The organism is Pseudomonas folii (genome assembly GCF_014357575.1).
GTDB classification, from domain to species: Bacteria; Pseudomonadota; Gammaproteobacteria; order Pseudomonadales; family Pseudomonadaceae; genus Aquipseudomonas; species Aquipseudomonas folii.
In genome coordinates this window covers 16,430-35,586 of sequence record NZ_JACONW010000050.1, presented here as the reverse complement: position 1 = coordinate 35,586, position 19,157 = coordinate 16,430, and the positions used below count along the sequence as shown (strand labels likewise).

Sequence of the window (19,157 nt, the reverse complement as noted above, 5' to 3'; positions counted from 1 at the left end):
CACGCTTCAGAATCTGCGTTCGGCCAGCGTGGTTTGACGGGGCGCCTCAGATCAAAATCAACAGCGTGGCGGCCTGACAGCCGACCTGATTGTGTAAATTTACCGACCTTCTGGAGCACGCCCTACGCGCCTGACACAACGCTGTCGCGCAGCAAACTCGGTTCATGTGGGAGCGGTGCTTGCCCGCGATAAAGGCGACGCGGTCTGAAGGATACACCGCGGTGCTCTTATCGCGGGCAAGCACCGCTCCCACAAAAAACCGCGTGTATCCAGGATCTGCTTTAGATCTGCTTTAGATTTTGATCTTAAGCGCCCCGTTAAACCACGCCGGCCGGAATTCGATATTGCTGCGTGGGGGCTCTTGTTAAAGGAAGGGGCGGCAGGGATGCCGGTTTAGCCGCCTCAGGCCATGGATGGCCGGTGGCGGCGGCCCCACGCAGCAATGTCGGATTACGGGCATGCCGAGCCCAGGCGAGGCACCAAGTGGTGGGGCATGAGCGTTTTGGTTACTTTTGTCTGGGCCGGCTTCCGGATGTTCAAAAGTGACGCGCTGTAAAAGCGCAACCAATATCAGCCATCACTACAAAACGGATATGTACACAAACAATACTTAAGCAGACACCCGAGGCACCTGCCCAAACAACTCAGACCCCACTGGCAAGTGAACCTTCAAAGCCGCCTGCCGCGCCGAGAAACGCAGGTTCTCCCCGGACAGTGGCTCACCATCCAGATTGATGTCCAGCCCCTGCGCCGACTTGAGTTCGACCCATGGCAGCCGCGCGCGGATGAACATATTGTCGATACCCAATCCGCCTTCCAGCAAACTTCTGAGCGTGCCAACCACTTCCTGAGGCGCTGGCAGAATACTGATGTCCAGCAAACCGTCATCGACCAGCGCCGATGGACACAACACATGCCCGCCGCCCGCCTGACGCCCGTTACCGATGCCCAGCGCGAGCAAGTCGCCGCTCCAGTGGAAATCAGGTCCGCTCAACTCCCCATAGGCAGAGCTCAGCTCGCTGAACCGCGTCAGGCCGGTGAAAAGGTAAGCCGCGCCACCCAACACCTTTTTCAAATCTTCAGACGTATTAGCTGTCACCTGGCTGCCAAAGCCGCCGGTAGCCATGTTCAAAAACACCTTGCCGTTCACCTCACCCAGGTCCACCGGGCGGGCAGGCACGTCCAGCAGATCGAGTGCAGCATCCGGCTCCAGCGGAACACCGGCAGCCCGGGCGAAGTCATTGGCAGTGCCCAGCGGCATAATGGTCAGCTCAGCGTCGGTGTCAGCATTGGCCAGCGCTTCGGTGACGTCGCGCAGGGTTCCATCACCGCCGCCCGCAATAATTTGCGTATGCCCTGCTGCCAGCGCCTCACTGACAAGCCGTTGAGCATCGCCGCCCTCCCACGTCAGACGGACGTCGAGTTCCCAGCCCTCGCCACGCTTTCGGGTCACGGCTTCACGTACTTCTTCGTTGAGTGCCTGCTTGCCATGCAAAATCAAAAATGCCCGTCGTGTCATTGCTACTCGCTCCCCTGAGTTCATGCGCACTATGTTGACCGCAACAGACAGAAAAAAGCCCGTCTGAAACGGATAATTTTTTAACGCCTCCAGCGAGACTGGCGATCCCCCCGGAAACGTTAGATCGAATCGAGGATTCTGGATCTTGCGACGGCGGGTATAGCTTCTGAGTGGAAAAAATCGGAAGAGAAATCAAATCTGCGCCATGACTTTACTTATCTCTTGAGCTTTACTGCCGATATACCCTCGTATGAGGGGAATACCCACGTTAGTTGGGAATATTACTCACACCACTAAAGTATTAGGTCTACACCCGTTTTGTAATAACGGTAAAAATCAGCATCACATGACGTGCAGAAGCCAAATTAATGGCTATATTCACCAAGCATGTCAGGAAAGGACATTTTATTGACTTCAACTTGAAAGCGCTTCGTATCTGGATCGCAGCTAAGTAGTCACGGACCGATGAAGTGAGGAAGCGTCATGCGATTGCAGCCTGTTAATAGCCTCCTGCAAACCAGAACCAGTTTGATCGTGTATTTTCTTTTCGGTATTCGTCTTGCCCACGGGATCACCAGCATCCTGCCAGGCGTGCTGGTATTCCTTTTTTCCAGAGAAAGCCTTTCTGATGTACCGCAGAGTTACTTCGCGGTATTGGGATTCTATGGGCTGCTGTGCGTCCTGATATTCCAGACCCTCGGCGTTTACTCCGAAGCGCTGTTCAGCAACGCGCTGCGCTTCCGCCTGATTATCGTGGCGTGGTCCGCCGCGTTTTGCCTGCTGCTGTTCCTGCACAAGACCCTGGCGTTCTTCGACTACCTCACCGACGATCATCTGGTGATGTGGTACATCGCCAGTCTTGCGCTGTTCTGCATCGAGCGACTGTTCATGCTGGTGCTGTTCAGGCACCTGATGCAAAAAGGCTTCTTCCTGCAGAACGCGATCATTCTGGGGGCCACTGAGAACGGCAAGCGGCTGGCCGAGTACCTGCTGGACAATCAGGATATTCGCTCTGGAGTCAGCGGCTTCATCGACGACCGGATCGGGCGGCTGCCCAAGACCATGGCCGGGCTGCCGCTGTTGGGTAACAGCGACGATCTGGAACGTCTGATTCGCGAAGAAAAGGTTACTCAGGTACTGGTCGCCCTGCCCTGGTCGGCGGAAAACCGCATGGACTACATTATCCGTGAACTGCGCAGGTTGCCGGTCAATGTGCTGCTGGTGCCGGATATGGTCGCCTTCCGCCACGCGCACAACCGGATCACCGAAGTCGCCAACCTGCCGATGTTCAACGCCTCGGATGTTCCCCTTTCCGGCTGGTCCCCTTTCTTCAAGCGGCTGGAAGACATGCTGCTGTCGAGCCTGGCGCTGGTGTTGTTGTCGCCGGTCATGCTGGCCATCGCCATTGCCATCAAGCTGGACTCACGCGGCCCGGTGTTCTTCTGGCAAAACCGCTATGGCTACAACAACCGCATGATCAAGGTCTGCAAATTCCGCTCGATGTATCACCACCAGAGTGATGCAACCGCAGCGCAACAAACCACCCGGGATGACGCAAGGGTCACACGGGTCGGGCGTTTCATACGCAAAACCAGCCTGGATGAATTGCCTCAGCTGTTCAATGTGATTGCAGGCAGCATGTCCATGGTAGGACCGCGCCCCCATGCAACGGCCACCAAAGCGGCCGGGATTCTCTTCGAGCAAGCGGTGAAGGAGTACACGTCACGCCATAGGGTCAAGCCGGGCATAACCGGCCTGGCGCAAATCAATGGCTATCGTGGTGAAACAGACACCGTGGAAAAGATCGAAAAGCGCGTGGAATTCGATCTGGAGTACATCGAAAACTGGTCCGTCTGGTTCGACATCTACATCCTTTTGCGCACTGTTCCTGCAGTGCTCTTCACTCGCGAGGCTTATTGATGAGCATCCTCATCCCCTGCATTATCGCCGGCGGTGCCGGTACCCGGCTGTGGCCGGTTTCGCGCGAAGCCATGCCCAAGCCTTTCATGCGCCTTCGTGACGGCGAAAGCCTGCTGCAGAAAACATTCAATCGGGCCGTTGGCCTGCCTGAGGTCGGGCGACTGCTGACCGTGACCAGTCGCGAAGTGTATTTCCGTACGGTTGACGACTACCGCCAGCTCAACAAAACCAAGGTAAAACTGGATTTCATCCTCGAACCCTTCGGTCGTAATACGGGCCCCGCTCTGGCAGCGGCTGCGCTGCATGTGTCCAGGTTATATGGCGACGATGCGCAATTGCTGGTCTTGCCTGCCGATCACCTGATCGCCGATGTGGCGGCATTTGCCAAAGCGGTCCAGGCCGCCCAGGTGCTGGCGGATGATGGCTGGCTGGTCACGTTCGGCATTCTGCCCAGCAAGGCGGAAACGGGTTTCGGTTATATCGAAAAAGGCCAGTCGCTCAACAGTGATGGCTATCAGGTTGCACGCTTTGTCGAGAAGCCGGATGCGGCCACTGCCCAGGCGTATCTGGATGGCGGGCTGCATCTGTGGAACGCCGGCATGTTCTGCATGCGTGCCGACAGCCTGCTCCATCAATTCGCCAAGCACGCGCCGGAAGTACTCGAAACAGTCAAAGCCTGCCTGGAACTGAGTTCCAGCAAGGAAGGCAATAACGAGTTGCAGATCGAACTGGACAGCGAATCGTTCGCCAAGGCGCCGGATATTTCCATCGACTATGCCTTGATGGAGCGCTCGCAAAAGGTCGCGGTGGTGCCCTGCGAACTGGGCTGGAACGACATCGGCTCGTGGCAGGCCGTACGTGAACTGGTGCCGGCCGATGCTCAGGGCAACCAGTGCAACGGGCCGACCGTGCTGCATGACGTGAGCAATTGCTACATCGACTCCAAGCGTATGGTCGGCGGCGTTGGCCTTAATGACCTGATCATCATCGACACCCCGGATGCACTGCTGATCGCAGACGGCACACGCAGTCAGGATGTGAAGTTCGTCGCTCAGGAACTCAAACGCCAGGGCCACGATGCCTATCGCCTGCACCGCACCGTCACACGCCCCTGGGGCACTTACACCGTGCTCGAAGAAGGCAAGCGTTTCAAAATCAAACGCATCGTGGTTCGCCCGCAAGCCTCGCTGTCGCTGCAGATGCACCACCATCGCAGTGAACACTGGATCGTGGTCAGCGGCATGGCGCGCGTTACCAACGGTGAGCGGGAATTCATGCTCGACACCAACGAGTCGACGTTCATCAAACCGGGCCATACCCACCGGCTGGTCAACCCGGGGGTGATTGATCTGGTGATGATCGAAGTGCAGAGCGGCGAGTACCTGGGCGAAGACGACATCGTACGGTTCACTGATGTGTATGGCCGGGTAGCGGCGCCAACCCAGGCCTCCTGACCCGGCTGGATTTTATTAACCAAATTGACGCACCTGACGATATACCTCTAGAGCGGCACGCGTTGTGCACGCACGCACCATGCAACAGGGATGACAGCGGTAATCCGCCGACATGATTGGTTTACCCGCAACGGGAGTTGTATTCATGCAAGACAGGAGTTTGGGGGCGGTCAGACACATTTTGCTGGTGCTGGGCCTGTTAGTGGTCAGCGCCTGCAGCACCCCGGCACGCGTGGGTTTACCCGACGACCCCGCACAGATTGAAGCCGGTAAAGCCGCAGGACGCGCGCTCGCCGGTAAGCCTTTGCCACCGCAACGCGTGCGCCCCGGTGACACCTTGCGGATCGTGCGCAACACCGGCGAAGCACCGTCAATTTCCGCTTTTACAGCGAACTCCATCTACGAACTGACCCTGTTTCAGGTGCTCAACGACGGGACGTTCAGTTATCCGTATATCGGCTCTGTGCAGGCTGCCGGCATGACCTTGCCGCAATTGACCGAACATTTGCAGAGCAAGCTGCAGGACGTCTATCGCGAAACTGCGATGACCATCAACATCTCGCAATCGCCCGGTAATACCGTGTTCGTCGGTGGCGCGGTGCGTAATTCGGCAGCCCTCTCCGCCACGGTTGCCACCACGCTGGTTCAGGCGATTGTCGGTGCCGGAGGCGTTGCCAATGACGGGGACGCGACGATGGTCGCCCTGCTTCGTCAGGAAGACAACGGTCTCTACAAGACTTACTTTTTCGACTTCAGCAAGCTGCTCTGGGCAGACAACGACGGCCCCCGTGGCCCGGTGCTGTTACAGCGCGGCGATGTGGTGTTCGTGCCCAAGTCAACAGTGGGTGACAAGGCCGACGGCGTAAATCTGTATTTCAACCAACTGATCCCTTTCGCCAAGTCACTGGGTTTCGGCGTGAATTACAACCTGCGCAGCGAAAACTAAAAGTCAGGGAAAAGACATGATCAATATCCGTTCACTGCGCGACCTGCTGCGCCTGTTCTTCATTTTCAAACATGAAGTTCGACTGACCGTCATGGTGACCTTCATCATCATCGTGCTCGGTGCCTTTTTACTGCCCAACCGCTACGAATCCACCGCACTGCTGCTGGTAAAACCCGGTCGCGACAGCAGTACCGTGCCCATCGAGTTCGCCGACCGTCAGGCGATCGTGATTCCCAGCGCCCAGCGCGATCCGATTCTCGACGAAGAACGCATGCTGACCGGTCGGCCGATCATGCGCACGGTTGCCGAAAAATACCTGGCTGAAATCTCCAAAGCCGAACAGGAGCAAGGTGTTCTGGCCTCGGTAAAGAACCTGCTCAAGGATACTGTGGGTTCGGTCATTGCCGTGTTTCGAGGTGCATTGCAGCTTATTGGTCTGGTCGAGAAGCGCTCGCCGGAGGAGCGTCTGGCTGAGGACCTGTCGAAGAACTTCAAAGTCAGCCATGACCCTGGCTCGGCGGTGATGGAGCTGACCTTTTCCTGGAATGACCCGAAGGTCGCCAAGGATGTTCTGGAAGCCTGGATTTCCGAGTACGAACAGCAACGTACCCGGGTACTCGGCCGCGTCAGTCTTTATCAATTCTACGAAACCGAAGTCAAATCCACTCAGGCGCGGATTCTCAGTTACAAGAAGCAAATCCAGACGTACCTCAATCAACTGGGTGCGGTGAGCATTGCCCAGCGCCTGGCGGACACTTCGCAGGGCCTTAATGACCTGACTACAGAGCGCAACAACACTCTGCGCTCGATTGCTTCCACCAAGGCGGGCCTGGACAAGCTGCAAGAGCAACTCAGGCAGCAGTCGAAAACAGTCAGTGCCGGTCGCGAACTGAGCCTCAACCCCAACCGTCAGGATTTGCAAAACCGTATCAACGGCAAGGAAGTCGAGCGTCAGGAACTGCTGCGTTCCTTCAAGGAATCGGCGCCACCGGTTCGCGCGCTGAATCAGGAAATCAGTAACCTCAAAGCATTGCTGACCCAGCAGGATGCAACCATCCAGCGCTCGGAAAGCATCACCCCCAACCCCATCTACAACCGGATGCAAAACGTGCTGGCCGACCAGCAGGCCAGCTACGCCCGCCTGCAAACCCAGTTGACGCAGCAAAACCTGCAACTGGCGCAATGGGAAAAAAGCCGTCAACTGGCGCTGAATCTGGAGCCGGAGATGTCCCGCCTGCAGGGCGAGCTGGACGCCGCCGAGAAAAGCTTCGCCCTGTACAGCAGCAGCCTTGAGAAAGCGCGGATCGACCGCGAGCTGGATCGCAGCCAGATCAGCAACATTGCCGTCATCGAGCAGGCCACTTACAACCCCAGCCGGGTCTTCCCGAAAAGCTTGTTGATGTTGCTTATGGCTTTCCCGTTGAGCGTCGGGGTGGGCCTGGTGGCGATGTACTTCTTCTACCTGCTGGATCAACGGATCCACGACGGTGACAAGATCGAGACCCGTTTCGGAGTGCCGGTCTGGACCAGCCTCCAGGAACTGGGCAACGCAGAAGACTCGCGCAATACGGCGTTCACGGCCAGCCTGCACAGGCTGTACGGAACTCTGCCGTTGCGTCAGGTGGCAGAGAAAGGCCTGGCACTGGGGTTTACCTCATCCCACGAAGGCGAAGGTGTCAGCTTCGTCATCGGTCATCTTGCCAGCCTGCTGCAGGAACAAGGTTACAGGGTGCGTACCGAAGGTTCTGGCCCGACGGTTCCGGGTGAAATATTGCTGATTGATGCTTCAAGCATTTTCAGCAACCAGAATGCCTTTGCCCTGTTGCGTGATTCCGACCTGATCCTGCTGATCGTCAAGGCGGAGGAAACCACCGTGCCGATGCTGGAAAACGTACTGGCAACGCTGCATACCGCGTTCAAGAAAGTCGACGGCATCATCATCAACCGCCGCCGTTACAAGGTGCCAAAACGCGTGATGGATTACCTCAAACGCTTCCAGAACCGAGGCTGACATGCACATTGCCCTACTCGCGCCACTACCGCCCGAGCAGAACGGCATCGCCGACTACGCCGGGCACCTCAAGCATGCGCTGGAGCAACTTGGCGTACGGGTCAGCACGCCGCTTGCGGGCGTCGGCAACGACCAGGCGCGCGCCGTTCACCGGGTGGCTGAAACCGATTGGCAAGGCATTGATCTGGTCCATGCGGAAATCGGCGGCGGCCGACTCGCAGAGTTTCATGCCCTGCGCGCCTTGCGCCAACGCTTCCCGCGGCTACCGCTGACGGCGACAGTGCATGATCCGGAGCGGCTGGTCTGGCGCCGGGCAAAACTGCCCTGGCCACTGTCACTGGCGAGTTCGCTGCCCTCGCCGCTGCCGGAAGTCGCCACGGTCCTTGCCGACCCGTTGTGTCTAAGCGAAGAACGCCAACTGGCGCGCAGCATGACCCGGTTAGTGACGCTGACTCAGGCTGGAGGCCTGGCATTGCGCCAGCGCATGGGCTTGCGCGAAGAACAAATGGCAGTCATTGCCCATGGCAATCTCCCCATCACGCCCGTGTCGCTGCCGCCGCTGCACACCATGCGCTTGCTGTACTTCGGTTTCATCTACCGCGGCAAGGGTATCGAAGACTTGCTGGATGCCATGGCCGACCTGTTCACCCGTCAGCCACAGTTACGCTCGCGGGTGCGCCTGACCCTGGCCGGCGGTAGCGAGCCGGAGATGGCATTTGGTCCGTCCGGCAGCTACCTGGACCAGTTGCGCCTGCGCATCAAACAACTCGGACTGACCGACGTGATCGACTGGAATCTGGACCTGCCAGCCGAAACCATCGCCGATGTCATTCAGGCTCACCACGTCATGGTCTTGCCTTACCGGGAATCCAGCAAACTGAAGCTGCTGGGTAATTTGCGCGGCACCAGCGGCGCGCTGTCGTGGGCCGTGGCCTGCGGGCGCGGAGTGATCACCTCCGATGCTCGCTCGTTTGCCGAAGAAGTCTCCCACGGTAACGGCATGATTTTCCCTCAAGGTAATGTCGCGGCCCTGAGCGCGGCCTTGAATGAAGTCTGCGCGGTGCCGGAACGGGCCACGCAATGGGCCGCACAGGCCCGCGTCCTTGGGCAGCAGCGGGTCTGGAGCCAGACCGCCGAGCGCTTCCGTCAGTTGTTCCAACATGCATGCGAGGCCGACTGAGATGAAATCTGCAGCGGGTTTGTGGCTGGCCAGTGCGCTGGCCTGTTCGGCGCTGGTGTCTGACTGGCTACCTGATGCTCAGGCGGCAACCGTCCTGCGTGCACCACGCGCAGTGGTCTGGCAGGACTTTCTGGGCGTCAACGCGCAGTTTCAGTATTTTTCACCCGCCATGTACCAGCAGCAGATGGATCAGCTGGATGCACTGGGCCTCAACTGGGTGCGCCTGACCATTCACTGGCCGATCATCGAGCCCGAGCAGAATCAGTTCGACCTGGTTGATCTGGACGGCGCGATGGCGACCATGAACACCCACCACTACAACATCCTCGCGTATCTGGTCGGCTCTGCGCCTTATGTCAGCAGCGCTCCTGAGGGCGTGCCCAGCCGCGACCAATACCCGCCCCGGGATTTCAACGTGTTTGCCGCACGCATGACCTCGCTGGCCCAGCGTTATCCGCAAGTCGACAACTGGCAGGTCTGGAACGAGCCCAACATCATCTGGTTGCCCAAAGAAGACCCGGTGGCCTACGACACCCTGCTGACGACAACGGCCGATGCCATCCGCAAAGCCGAACCGGACAAGACTATCGTCACTGCGGGCATGGCTTACTACAGCCAGATGCACAGTACCTCCGGCTACATGCTGCAAACCCTGCTGGATCGCGGCTTGGGTACACGCAACATTGTTGCCGCCTATCACCCGTACTCAGAGTATCCGGAAGGCGACTCGCCCCCGGACCGGGATTTTCTGGTCAAAGCCAACGCCATGAATAACTTGCTGCACAGCAACGGCGTCAAGCAGGTGTGGGCCACCGAATGGGGCTGGTCGAGCTACAACGGCCCGGTGGAAATGCAGGCGATCATCGGTGTACAAGGCCAGGCCGATTACACCCTGCGCCGCCTGGCACTGATGAGCGCGCTGGATTACCAACGGATTTTCCTGTTCAACCTCAGTGATCTGGACGAACGCGCCAGCGCCCGGGATCAGGCTTATGGCCTGTTGGATCTACAAGGCAATCCGAAACCGGTCTACACCGCCCTGAAGAACTTCCTGACCATCACCGGCCCGCGCCTGGAACCTGCCGATCCGCCGGGCGTCAGCGCAGTTCCCGCCGATCTGTATGCCGTGCCCTGGACCCGCAGCGACGGTAAACGGCTGCTGATGTTCTGGAGTGCCACGGGCACGACCCTGACGTTTCCGGCGATCAAATCCGCGGTCATTCACGATCCGTTGAGCGGTACACGTACCGAAGTGGGCAGTACCGACAATACTCAGGCCCAAGGCGTCAGCGTGGCCCTCAAGCCGACCCTGCAAATTCTGGAATGGAAACCCTGAGCGATGCGAATTCTCTGGACACTACCCTACATGCCCTGGCCCACCACCAGCGGCGGCAAGACGCGGGAATATCACCTGTTGCGCAATCTGGCTGCACGCGGCCACCAGATCACTTTGCTGGTGCAATCCAAGACAGACGTCGATCAAAGCGCCCGTGACGCACTGGAGCCCTGGCTGGAACGCCTGATCGTCTTACCGCGGCGTCAGCTCAAAAGCGTCAAGACGCTGATGGCTATCGCCGTGGCGCCAGCGCCCATGCTGGCCTGTATCAACGGCTATGCGCCACGCCTGAGCGAGGTCTTCGAAGGATTGCTGGAAGAGCATTGGGATGTGATCCAGCTTCAACACACCTACGGCTTCGAACCCCTCGAAAAGCCGCTGAGAAGATCCGGCAAGCCGTTCGTGATGACCGAACACAACGTTGAATCGGCCATGGGCGCTACCAGCTACGACCGACTGCCGCGCTGGGCAAACCTTTTCGCCAGCTATGATCGCTGGCGTTATCGCCACTGGGAAAGCCGGGTGTTCCGTCAGGCCGATCAATTGATCGCGGTGACGGAAGACGATGCCAAGGAAATTTCCCGACTCAGCGGCAAGGCCACCGCAGTGGTCGTCAACAGCGTCGACTGCGGTTACTACGCCCAGGTCAAGCCGGACCCTTACAGCAACCGCCTGCTGTTCATCGGCAATTACGAATACGGCCCCAACGTGGATGCCATTGAATGGGCCCTGAGCGAAATCATGCCGAAAGTCTGGCAGCACGCGCCCACCCTGCGCTTCGTGGTGTGCGGCTTCGCCCTGCCCGACTCATGGCGCGATCGCTGGCCTGATCCACGCATCGAGTTTCAGGGCTTTGTCCCGGACCTGCGAGCCTTGCAGAACAACACCGCGATATTTTTCGCGCCGCTGCGTCAGGGCGGTGGTTCCAAGCTCAAGGTGCTGGAAGCCATGGCCGCCGGGTTGCCGGTGGTCACCACCGACCAGGGCAGCTCGGGGCTTGCCGTGGTCAACGGCGAGCACTATCTGGGCAGCGAAGACCCACTGGAACTGGCGCGAATCATCACCGAGGTGATTGAACAACCCGCACGTCTGGCCCAGATCGGCGAAGCCGGTCGCAAGTACGTGCAAACCCACCATGACTGGTCGGTATCTGCCGCTCAACTGGAGCGCATTTACACGCGACTCACACCCGCCAAAGTCAAAGCCGAACAGGAGCCGCGCCCATGCGTATAGGACTTGATTACCGGCCAGCGACCGGCTACCCCAACAGCGGCATCGGTCGCCAGAACATCGCCCTCGAAGAGGCTGCGCGCGCCAACCCCGACACTCAGGTGCAACTGTTCAGCGTGGCGCCTTTCGACCACCCGATCCGCCGACTGGCCTACTGTCCGAAATGGTCAACCCCCCTCAACGGCATCCACCGACTGCCGGAGCGACTGCGTTTTGAAGGGTTGTTTTTGCCCAAGGCCCTGCGCGACGCGGAAGTACAGGTGTACATCTGCAACATGAATATGGGCCTGCCCCTGGGCCGCAAACCGGAGGGCATGCGTTACGTGCTGCAATTGCAGGACCTGTTCCAGCTGACGTTGAAGAACAGCCACGGCTCACAGCTCAAGGCACGGATTTACGGCATCACCGATCGGCTGTCTATCGCCCACTCGCTGAAGGTCGCAGATCGCATCTGGACGCCGTCGCAATTCACCGCCGATGAATGCATCCGCCTGTTTCCCGAGACCCGTGACAAATTGCGCGTGTTGCCCGCGCTGGTCAGCGGCTGGAGCGAAGCGCCTTCGGACCTGCAAGGCTGGACGCTGCCGGAGCGCTACTGGTTGTGCGTGGGCACCCGTGAACCGCGCAAGAACATGGGATGGTTCATTGATGCCTGGCAAAGCGCCCGTCGCCAGTTCGACAACGTGCCGGACCTGATCCTGATCGGCGCACCGGAACATTTGCCTCCCGCCCAGCAAGCGCTGCCCGGCCTGCACTTCCTGAGCGATATCACTGATGCCGAACTGCATGCTATTTACGCCAGGGCCGATCGCATGTGGCAGCCCTCCTACGCCGAAGGTTTTGGCCTGCCGGTAGTGGAAGCGCTGGGTGTCGGCACCCCCGTAGCCGTGGCCAGCGGTTCATCACTGGATGAAATCACCCCGCCCGGCAGCCCACGCTTTTCACCCACTGACACCGGAGCGCTGATCAACCTCATGGGTACGTTGGCCAACACTGAAAAGGAAGACCCTGAAGTACTCAAGACCTGGGCTGCCGGGTATGGACCCAAAGCTTTCAACCAGCGCTTCGATGAGCTGATCGAGGAGTTGCGCTGATGCCATTGGCAATGCCCGTCGGCTTGCTCTTCGGTCTATTGTTTGGCGCGATGTTCTGGTTGCTGCCTGCGTTCAAGGTGCTGGCGGCGATGATCGGCGTGGTCGCCGTCGCCACGGTGATTCGTCGTCCCCTGCGTGGCTTGCTGCTGTTCGGCATGCTGGCCACGTTTCTGCCGTATTCCACGGTGAATGTCGGGTTTCGCACGACTGTTTCCGAAGCACTGCTGATGCTGGTCTGGGCGGCTTATCTGGCGCACCGGATGTTCACTGACCCGCCGCGACTTCCACCGTTGCTGCGTACGGAACGGCTGCTGATTGCGCTGATGCTGTACAGCGCCCTGCCGTTTATCGTCGGGCAACTGACCATCACTGCACTGGGCAACGGACCGATCAACTGGGTGCGCTGGCTGTTCAATCTGTCGGCGCTGTTTCTGGTGCCGCGCTTGCTGGATCAGCAGAAATACCGTGAGCAAATGATCTGCGCATTGCTGCTCGGCACGCTGTTGCTGCTGTTGCTGTCGATCCCGGTGTTTCTGAAAGCGCGCACGGCCGTCGCCATGATCCCGGTCCTTGGCGTCCTTGGCTATGGCGGTGTGGACGTGCTGAACGAAAGCCTGCTCTCGCTGGCTGACCGTATGGGCACACCCTGGATGCATCCGAACGTTGCGGGCGGTGCCATGGCGCTGACGGTGCCCCTAGGATTCTGCATTGGCATGACCCGCAGCGGCTGGCCGAGATCATTAGGTTTTGCCGTCGCTATCCTGGGCAGCATCGGCCTGTTGCTGACCGGCTCGCGCGGTGCCTTGGTCAGCCTGGCGCTGGTCATGATGTGGATGGCCCGCAAACGAGTGCCTTTCATTGGCCGTGTCCTCATGGGCGGCGTCGTCGCCGGGACACTGCTGTTGATGTTCTATCCGCCGTTGCAGGAACGGATTTTCACCCTGTTCACCAACGACGACACCAGCACCGCGATTCGCTTCCTGGAGTACAGCCACTTCCCCGACGCCATGGCCAAATTCCCCATGGGCATTGGCTTCAAGATAGATCCGCCGGTCCCCGGTGCGACGCTGTTCGGGATCTCCAACCTGTGGCTGAACTTCATCTACAAGATGGGCATTCCCGGCATGTTGCTGTTCATTGCAGTCACCGTCAGTTGGTGGCGTGAAACCCGTCCCGAAGACGGTTTCATTACCCTCACCCATGACAACGCGATCTGGCTTGGCACCACCACCGGCCTGCTGGCCGCGTTGACCAGCGGCCTGTTCGACCATTATTTCAGTTTCACCAGCGTGCTCATCGCCGTGTTCTGGCTGATGATGGGTATCAATCTGCATGAGGCAAAACGCTTGAAAAGCCAGGCGGCCCTCGTTCGACACGCCTTACCGGAGCAGGAATTCAAATCATGAAACACCGTCTGATGCACTCCCACGACCTGCACCTCGCCTTGCCTGAGTACGCGCGCAAAATGGGCGTGGAACTTGAAGAGCTGCAAAGCGCTTATGAATGGATGCTGAGTCACGACGTGTGCTTTGAAACCACGATCAAGGGCCGCACGCTGTCATTCATCAGCTATCTGAATATCGAGCCGCGTATCGAACATCCGCTGGCCCGTCGCTTTTATCGCTTGCTGGCCACGGAAATGCCCGGAGCGCTGATTCCTCTGTACGGGATCAACTGGCCCACCCTGCGCGACCGCATGCTGCGCACCTGGGAACAGGCTTACAACATTCTGATCTGTAAGATCCCCAGTCACACCCTGCGTCTGACCTGGCTGCGCATTGGCGGGGCCAAAATCGGCAAAGGCTCCAGCGTGTGGCGCAACACCGAAATTCTTGGCGTCGACAGTCTGCGCATCGGTGAAGACACCACCATCGGCTGGCATTGTCAGCTGGATGCGCGAGGCGGTCTGATCATCGGCGACCATGTCACGGTCGCGTCCCACGTGCTGATCATCGCAGGCGGTCATGACCTGCAGGCACCGGAATTCTGGGCGGTGGGCGGACCGGTGATTATTCATGACTATGCCTGGATCTGCAGCCGCGCCCTGCTCTCTTTCGGCGCCGACATTGGTGAAGGTGCAGTCGTCGGCGGTGCTGCCGTGGTCTCCAAACCCATCCCGCCCTACGCCATCGTCAGCGGCCCGAACGCTGAAATCAAAGGCGAACGTGCCCGTGGCCTCAACTACAAAGTGGGCGGCAAAGGCCTGTTCGCTTTGTTCCATTAAGGCTGACCCATGTTGGGTTCAACGCTGTGGCTGACCCTCGCCACGCTGACTGGACTGGCTGCCGGGTTTGCCCGTGAGTGGCTGCTGGTCGCTGCCTGGGGTGCGGGCGCACAAAGTGATGCGTTTCTGGTCTCGATGTTTCTCCCGGAAGCCTTGCGCATGGCCCTGGCCGCCGGATTGTTGAGCGCGGCTGCGTTGCCGTTGTATCAGCAGCGTGACCCGATCGCCCAACAGCGTTGGCTGAATGCCCTGGCGCCACGATTGCTGCTGTGTGGTCTGATGCTGGCGCTGCTGCTGAATCTCGGCGCACCGCTGTGGGTGCGGGGCGTCGGGCCCGGACTGGATGCCAGTGGTTATGCGCTGGCGGGCAGCAGCCTGCAATGGCTGGCATGGTGCGCGCCGGGCTTTTTGTTGCATGCGTTGCTGTGTGTGCCGCTGCAGGCGCGCTCGCGTTTCGTCATGGCCGGGTTGGGCTCGTTGTTGTTCAACCTGCCGCCGGTGATCTATCTCGCCGCTGCCAGCCATGCCGCCACACCGGTCGGCCTGGCACTGTCTTGCGTGCTGGGCAGTTTGTTGATGCCCGGCACGTTGCTGCCGACGTTGTACCGGATGGGCTGGAAACCGTTGCAATGGCAAGCCGAGCCCGCCGTGGGTCGGGAATTGCTGCAACGCATAGGTCCGTTGCTGAGCAGTAACCTCGCCAGCCAGGGCCTGGCCTTGCTGGAGCGCATGGTCGCTTCGCTGCTGGGCGAAGGCGCGGTGACCTGGATCAACCTGGCCCGCAAATTGATAAACCTGCCGCTGATTGCGTTGATGAGTCTCAATCAGGTGCTACTGGGTTTGATGAGTGGCAGTGCCGCCGATCAGCGTCTGGTGCTGCTGCGCAAGGGCCTGAGCAGCGCCACCTTGCTGACCCTGCCCGCCATCGCCGGTCTGATCGGCGCATCCGGTGCGCTGGTGGTATTGCTGCTGCCAACCCTGGCCCACGACGGGCCGCTGCCGGAACTGCTCGCCTGGTTCGCCGTGCCCCTGATGTTCGGTGCCTGGAATGCGTTGCTTGCACGTTACGCCTACGCGGCCGGCGATACCCGCATGCCTTTGAACTGCGAGCTGATCGGCAACCTGTGCAACGCTCTGCTGCTGGGTGTCCTGCCGTTTTTCCTCGGTCTGATCGGCATCGCCATTGCGGCATTGATCGGCGCAATCATCACCGGCCTGCTGCTGATGCGCCGCCAACAATTGCTGACCTTTGTACCCTGGCAAAGCCAGTGGGCGCTGGGCGCGGCTGCCATGCTGATCGCGGCGCTGGTGCTGCACCCGATCAGCAACACCTGGCTACAACTGGGGTTGAGTTGTGCGTATGGGGCGGTGTTGTTGATTGGTCTGGCGGTATGGCTGAGGCCTTGGCGCAACTGACCCTTTTGACGCGATGCTTTTGTGGGAGCCGGGCTTGCCCGCGATACATGAGACGAGGTTGGAAGACACACTGCGTTATCGTTTATCGTCCTGTCCGGATGCGGCTCGGCCAAGGCACCGCTCACAAATATTGGTACTCACCTGTAGGAGTGAGCTTGCTCGCGATGAACGATGACACGGTATAGCTGACAAACCGAGTCGTCTGCATCGCGGGCAAGCCTCGCTCCCACAGGTTTGCAGGCCAACATAGAATCTCCCACCGGTGTGATCTCAGCACTTGTGCAATTGTGAGGATTTGCATTTCAATGACTGATCATCCACGGCCGCCCAGCCGCTTTGCCTTTCAGCGCATGGGGGTTGGTTTTGGTGGGCACGACGGGCTTGCTCGGCCCGCAGCAACTGCAGCCACTGGGGTGGCGTTTGCTGTCCTGATACTCCGCAACGGTTTTCGGTGCGTGGGCGCTGCGCTCGTTGGTCTCGATGGCGCGGCGTTTGTTGCCTGAAACCGTGCTCAAACCCGGCGCAGACAAAATCACCCGCATGCTTGATGCGCCGCATTCCGGGCAGGTGCATGGCGCACCGCTTTCGGCCATGGGCTTGAGCGCAGTGAAGTCCCCACAGCTGGGGCAATCGAATTCGTATAGGGGCATATAGGCAAATTCCTGAAAGTGATCTCCTGTAGGAGCTGCCGAAGGCTGCGAATGGGCTCAACTGACCCACCGCTTCGCAGCCTTCGGCAGCTCCTACAAGGAGGTGGCGACAATCTACAAATCGTAGGCAATCGGCAAATCAACCAACCCATCAATGAATTTGGTCGGGCCGTTGGCGTTGGGGTTGATGTCGAACTGGAAGATCTCGGTCGGCAGCCACAACGTCGCGCAGGCATTTGGAATATCGACAATGCCGCTGATATGTCCCTGCACTGGCGCCGAGCCAAGCAACGCGTAACCCTGAGCCGGTGAATAGCCGAACTTGGTCATGTAGCTGATGGCGTTCAGGCACGCCTGGCGATACGCAATATTGACGTCCAGGTAATGCTGCTGGCCTGATTCGTCCACCGAGATGCCTTCGAAGATCAGGTATTTGTTGTAAGTGGGCACAATCGGGCTGGGCTTGAAGACCGGGTTCTTGATGCCGTACTTCTCCATGCCGCCCTTGATCAGCTCGACGCGCATGTGCACCCAGCCAGCCATTTCGATGGCGCCGCAGAAGGTGATTTCGCCGTCGCCCTGACTGAAGTGCAGATCGCCCACTGACAGGCCTGCGCCGTCTACATACACCGGGAAGAACACTTTCGAGCCTCGGGACAAATCCTTGATGTCGCAATTGCCGCCGTGTTCACGAGGCGGCACGGTCCGAGCACCGGTCGCGGCCGCCATGTCCCGGGCCGGGCCTTTGAGCTTGCCCAGGTGCGCAGTTTTCGCATGGGGCGGGTTGGCTAGTGGCGGCACGCGGGTCGGGTTGGTGTCGATCAGTTCCTGCTCGCGCTTGTTCCACTCGGCAAGCATCTTGTGATCCGGCAGACAACCGATCAGGCCCGGGTGAATCAGCCCGGCGAACTCCACGCCGGGAATGTGCCGGGAGCTGGTCATCATGCCCTTGAAGTCCCAGATGGCCTTCTGTGCCGACGGGAAATGATCGGTGAGAAAGCCACCGCCATTCTGCCGGGAGAAAAATCCGTTGAATCCCCACTGGGAATCCGCCCGCGCGCCGATGTCCAGCAAGTCCACGATCAGCAGATCGCCCGGCTCGGCGCCATGCACACCAATCGGCCCGGACAGGTAATGCACGGTGGACAAGTCCACGTCGCGAACGTCGCTGGCGTCGTCATCGTTCTTGATCGCGCCAGCGGTCCAGTCATAGGTTTCAAGGATGAAGTCATCCCCCGGCTTGACCCACGCGGCCATCGGAATATCCGGATGCCAGCGATTGTGGATGTTTTCGTTTTCGGTGGCTGGCTGGTTGAGGTCGACTTTGATCAGCGTTTCGGTCATGGCGTTTCTCCTTCAGGAAAGATGGCTCAGTCGAGGGCAAGGTGGAGCGCCACCCCGGCCGCTCCCACATGGGAATGGGGTGTAAATGTGGGAGCGGTGCTTGCCCGCGATAAGGCCGGACAAAAATTCACAGCGAACTAAACCGACAAATACCGACTGATCGTCGCTTCATCGACATTGGCCCGGGTCTCTTCAATCACGAAGCGGCCTTTCTCGATCACCAGGAATCGGTCAGCGATTTCCAGGGTGAATGACAGCACTTGCTCGGAGACCACAATGGTCAGGTTGCGCAAGGTGCGGATCTCTTTCAGGGTGCGGGCGATGTCCTTGATGATCGACGGCTGGATGCCTTCGGTTGGCTCATCGAGCAACAGCACCTTGGGGTTGGTCGCCAGCGCACGGGCAATCGCCAGTTGCTGTTGCTGACCGCCGGACAGGTTGCCGCCACGTCGGCCGCGCATGTCGTAGAGCACCGGGAACAACGCGTACAAATCTTCCGGCACGATGCCGCGAGCCGATGCCGGCAAGCCGGTCTGAATGTTTTCCAGCACGCTCATGGCCGGAAAAATCATTCGTCCCTGCGGCACGTACGCCATGCCGTGCTCAACCCGCGCATGGGTTTCCATCGCCGACACGTCAACGCCCTCGACCTGCACCTGCCCGCCCCATTGCGGCAGAATGCCCATCAGACTCTTGAACAACGTGGTCTTGCCCATGCCGTTGCGGCCCATGACCGCAACGATTTCCTGCTTCCCGACACTGAGGTCCAGACCATGAAGGATCTGGCTCTGGCCATAACCGCACGCCAGCTGATTGATCTTGAACATGCCGCG

General features: G+C 59.4%; 15 protein-coding genes. 11 read left to right on the top strand and 4 right to left on the bottom strand.

Annotated elements, in window-relative coordinates; genetic code table 11:
* Positions 1–610: 610 nt before the first annotated feature.
* Positions 611–1,519 (bottom strand): lipid kinase YegS, encoded by a 909-nt coding sequence (yegS, locus tag H8S59_RS12685; RefSeq protein ID WP_095095284.1) that lies wholly within the window; start codon positions 1,517–1,519, stop codon positions 611–613.
* Positions 1,520–2,002: 483 nt separating this feature from the next.
* Between yegS and H8S59_RS12680 the strand changes: the two genes are divergently transcribed.
* From H8S59_RS12680 to H8S59_RS12630, 11 genes are all read left to right on the top strand, one after another.
* Entirely contained in the window at positions 2,003–3,439 is a 1,437-nt protein-coding gene (locus tag H8S59_RS12680; protein ID WP_095095281.1) for an undecaprenyl-phosphate glucose phosphotransferase, read from the top strand.
* Entirely contained in the window at positions 3,439–4,893 is a 1,455-nt protein-coding gene (locus H8S59_RS12675) for a mannose-1-phosphate guanylyltransferase/mannose-6-phosphate isomerase (RefSeq protein WP_187521625.1), read from the top strand. Before H8S59_RS12680 ends, H8S59_RS12675 begins: the two co-directional genes overlap by 1 nt.
* Positions 4,894–5,038: 145 nt before the next feature.
* Complete coding sequence (locus H8S59_RS12670) at positions 5,039–5,839, top strand: polysaccharide biosynthesis/export family protein (RefSeq protein WP_095095276.1); 801 nt, start codon at positions 5,039–5,041, stop codon at positions 5,837–5,839.
* 16 nt (positions 5,840–5,855) lie between these two features.
* Entirely contained in the window at positions 5,856–7,850 is a 1,995-nt protein-coding gene (locus tag H8S59_RS12665; RefSeq protein WP_187521624.1) for an exopolysaccharide transport family protein, read from the top strand.
* Between the two features lies 1 nt (position 7,851).
* Positions 7,852–9,030, top strand: a complete 1,179-nt coding sequence (locus H8S59_RS12660) for a glycosyltransferase (RefSeq protein WP_187521623.1) — start codon at positions 7,852–7,854, stop codon at positions 9,028–9,030.
* A 1-nt stretch (position 9,031) separates the two neighbouring features.
* Entirely contained in the window at positions 9,032–10,366 is a 1,335-nt protein-coding gene (locus H8S59_RS12655; RefSeq protein WP_246475270.1) for a cellulase family glycosylhydrolase, read from the top strand.
* A 3-nt stretch (positions 10,367–10,369) separates the two neighbouring features.
* Positions 10,370–11,599, top strand: coding sequence for a glycosyltransferase family 4 protein (locus H8S59_RS12650; protein ID WP_187521621.1), 1,230 nt, complete (start codon positions 10,370–10,372; stop codon positions 11,597–11,599).
* Positions 11,590–12,690 (top strand): glycosyltransferase family 4 protein, encoded by a 1,101-nt coding sequence (locus tag H8S59_RS12645; RefSeq protein ID WP_095095260.1) that lies wholly within the window; start codon positions 11,590–11,592, stop codon positions 12,688–12,690. Before H8S59_RS12650 ends, H8S59_RS12645 begins: the two co-directional genes overlap by 10 nt.
* Positions 12,690–14,096: an O-antigen ligase family protein gene (locus tag H8S59_RS12640; RefSeq protein ID WP_187521620.1), complete on the top strand. Its 1,407-nt coding sequence runs from the start codon at positions 12,690–12,692 to the stop codon at positions 14,094–14,096. Before H8S59_RS12645 ends, H8S59_RS12640 begins: the two co-directional genes overlap by 1 nt.
* The gene (locus H8S59_RS12635) at positions 14,093–14,914 is read left to right on the top strand and encodes an acyltransferase (RefSeq protein ID WP_187521619.1); all 822 of its coding nucleotides are present in this window, start codon (positions 14,093–14,095) and stop codon (positions 14,912–14,914) included. Before H8S59_RS12640 ends, H8S59_RS12635 begins: the two co-directional genes overlap by 4 nt.
* 9 nt (positions 14,915–14,923) lie before the next feature.
* Positions 14,924–16,330: a lipid II flippase MurJ gene (locus H8S59_RS12630; RefSeq protein WP_187521618.1), complete on the top strand. Its 1,407-nt coding sequence runs from the start codon at positions 14,924–14,926 to the stop codon at positions 16,328–16,330.
* 302 nt (positions 16,331–16,632) lie between these two features.
* Here the strand turns inward: H8S59_RS12630 and H8S59_RS12625 are convergent, their stop codons facing one another.
* From H8S59_RS12625 to urtE, 3 genes are all read right to left on the bottom strand, one after another.
* Entirely contained in the window at positions 16,633–16,980 is a 348-nt protein-coding gene (locus H8S59_RS12625) for an FmdB family zinc ribbon protein (RefSeq protein WP_187521617.1), read from the bottom strand.
* Positions 16,981–17,094: 114 nt separating this feature from the next.
* On the bottom strand, positions 17,095–18,324 hold the full coding sequence (gene fmdA / locus H8S59_RS12620; protein WP_187521616.1) for a formamidase: 1,230 nt from the start codon (positions 18,322–18,324) through the stop codon (positions 17,095–17,097).
* A gap of 137 nt (positions 18,325–18,461) precedes the next feature.
* Positions 18,462–19,151 carry an urea ABC transporter ATP-binding subunit UrtE gene (urtE, locus tag H8S59_RS12615; RefSeq protein WP_187521615.1) on the bottom strand — a complete coding sequence of 230 codons (690 nt, stop codon included), beginning with the start codon at positions 19,149–19,151 and terminating at the stop codon, positions 18,462–18,464.
* Positions 19,152–19,157: the final 6 nt, after the last annotated feature.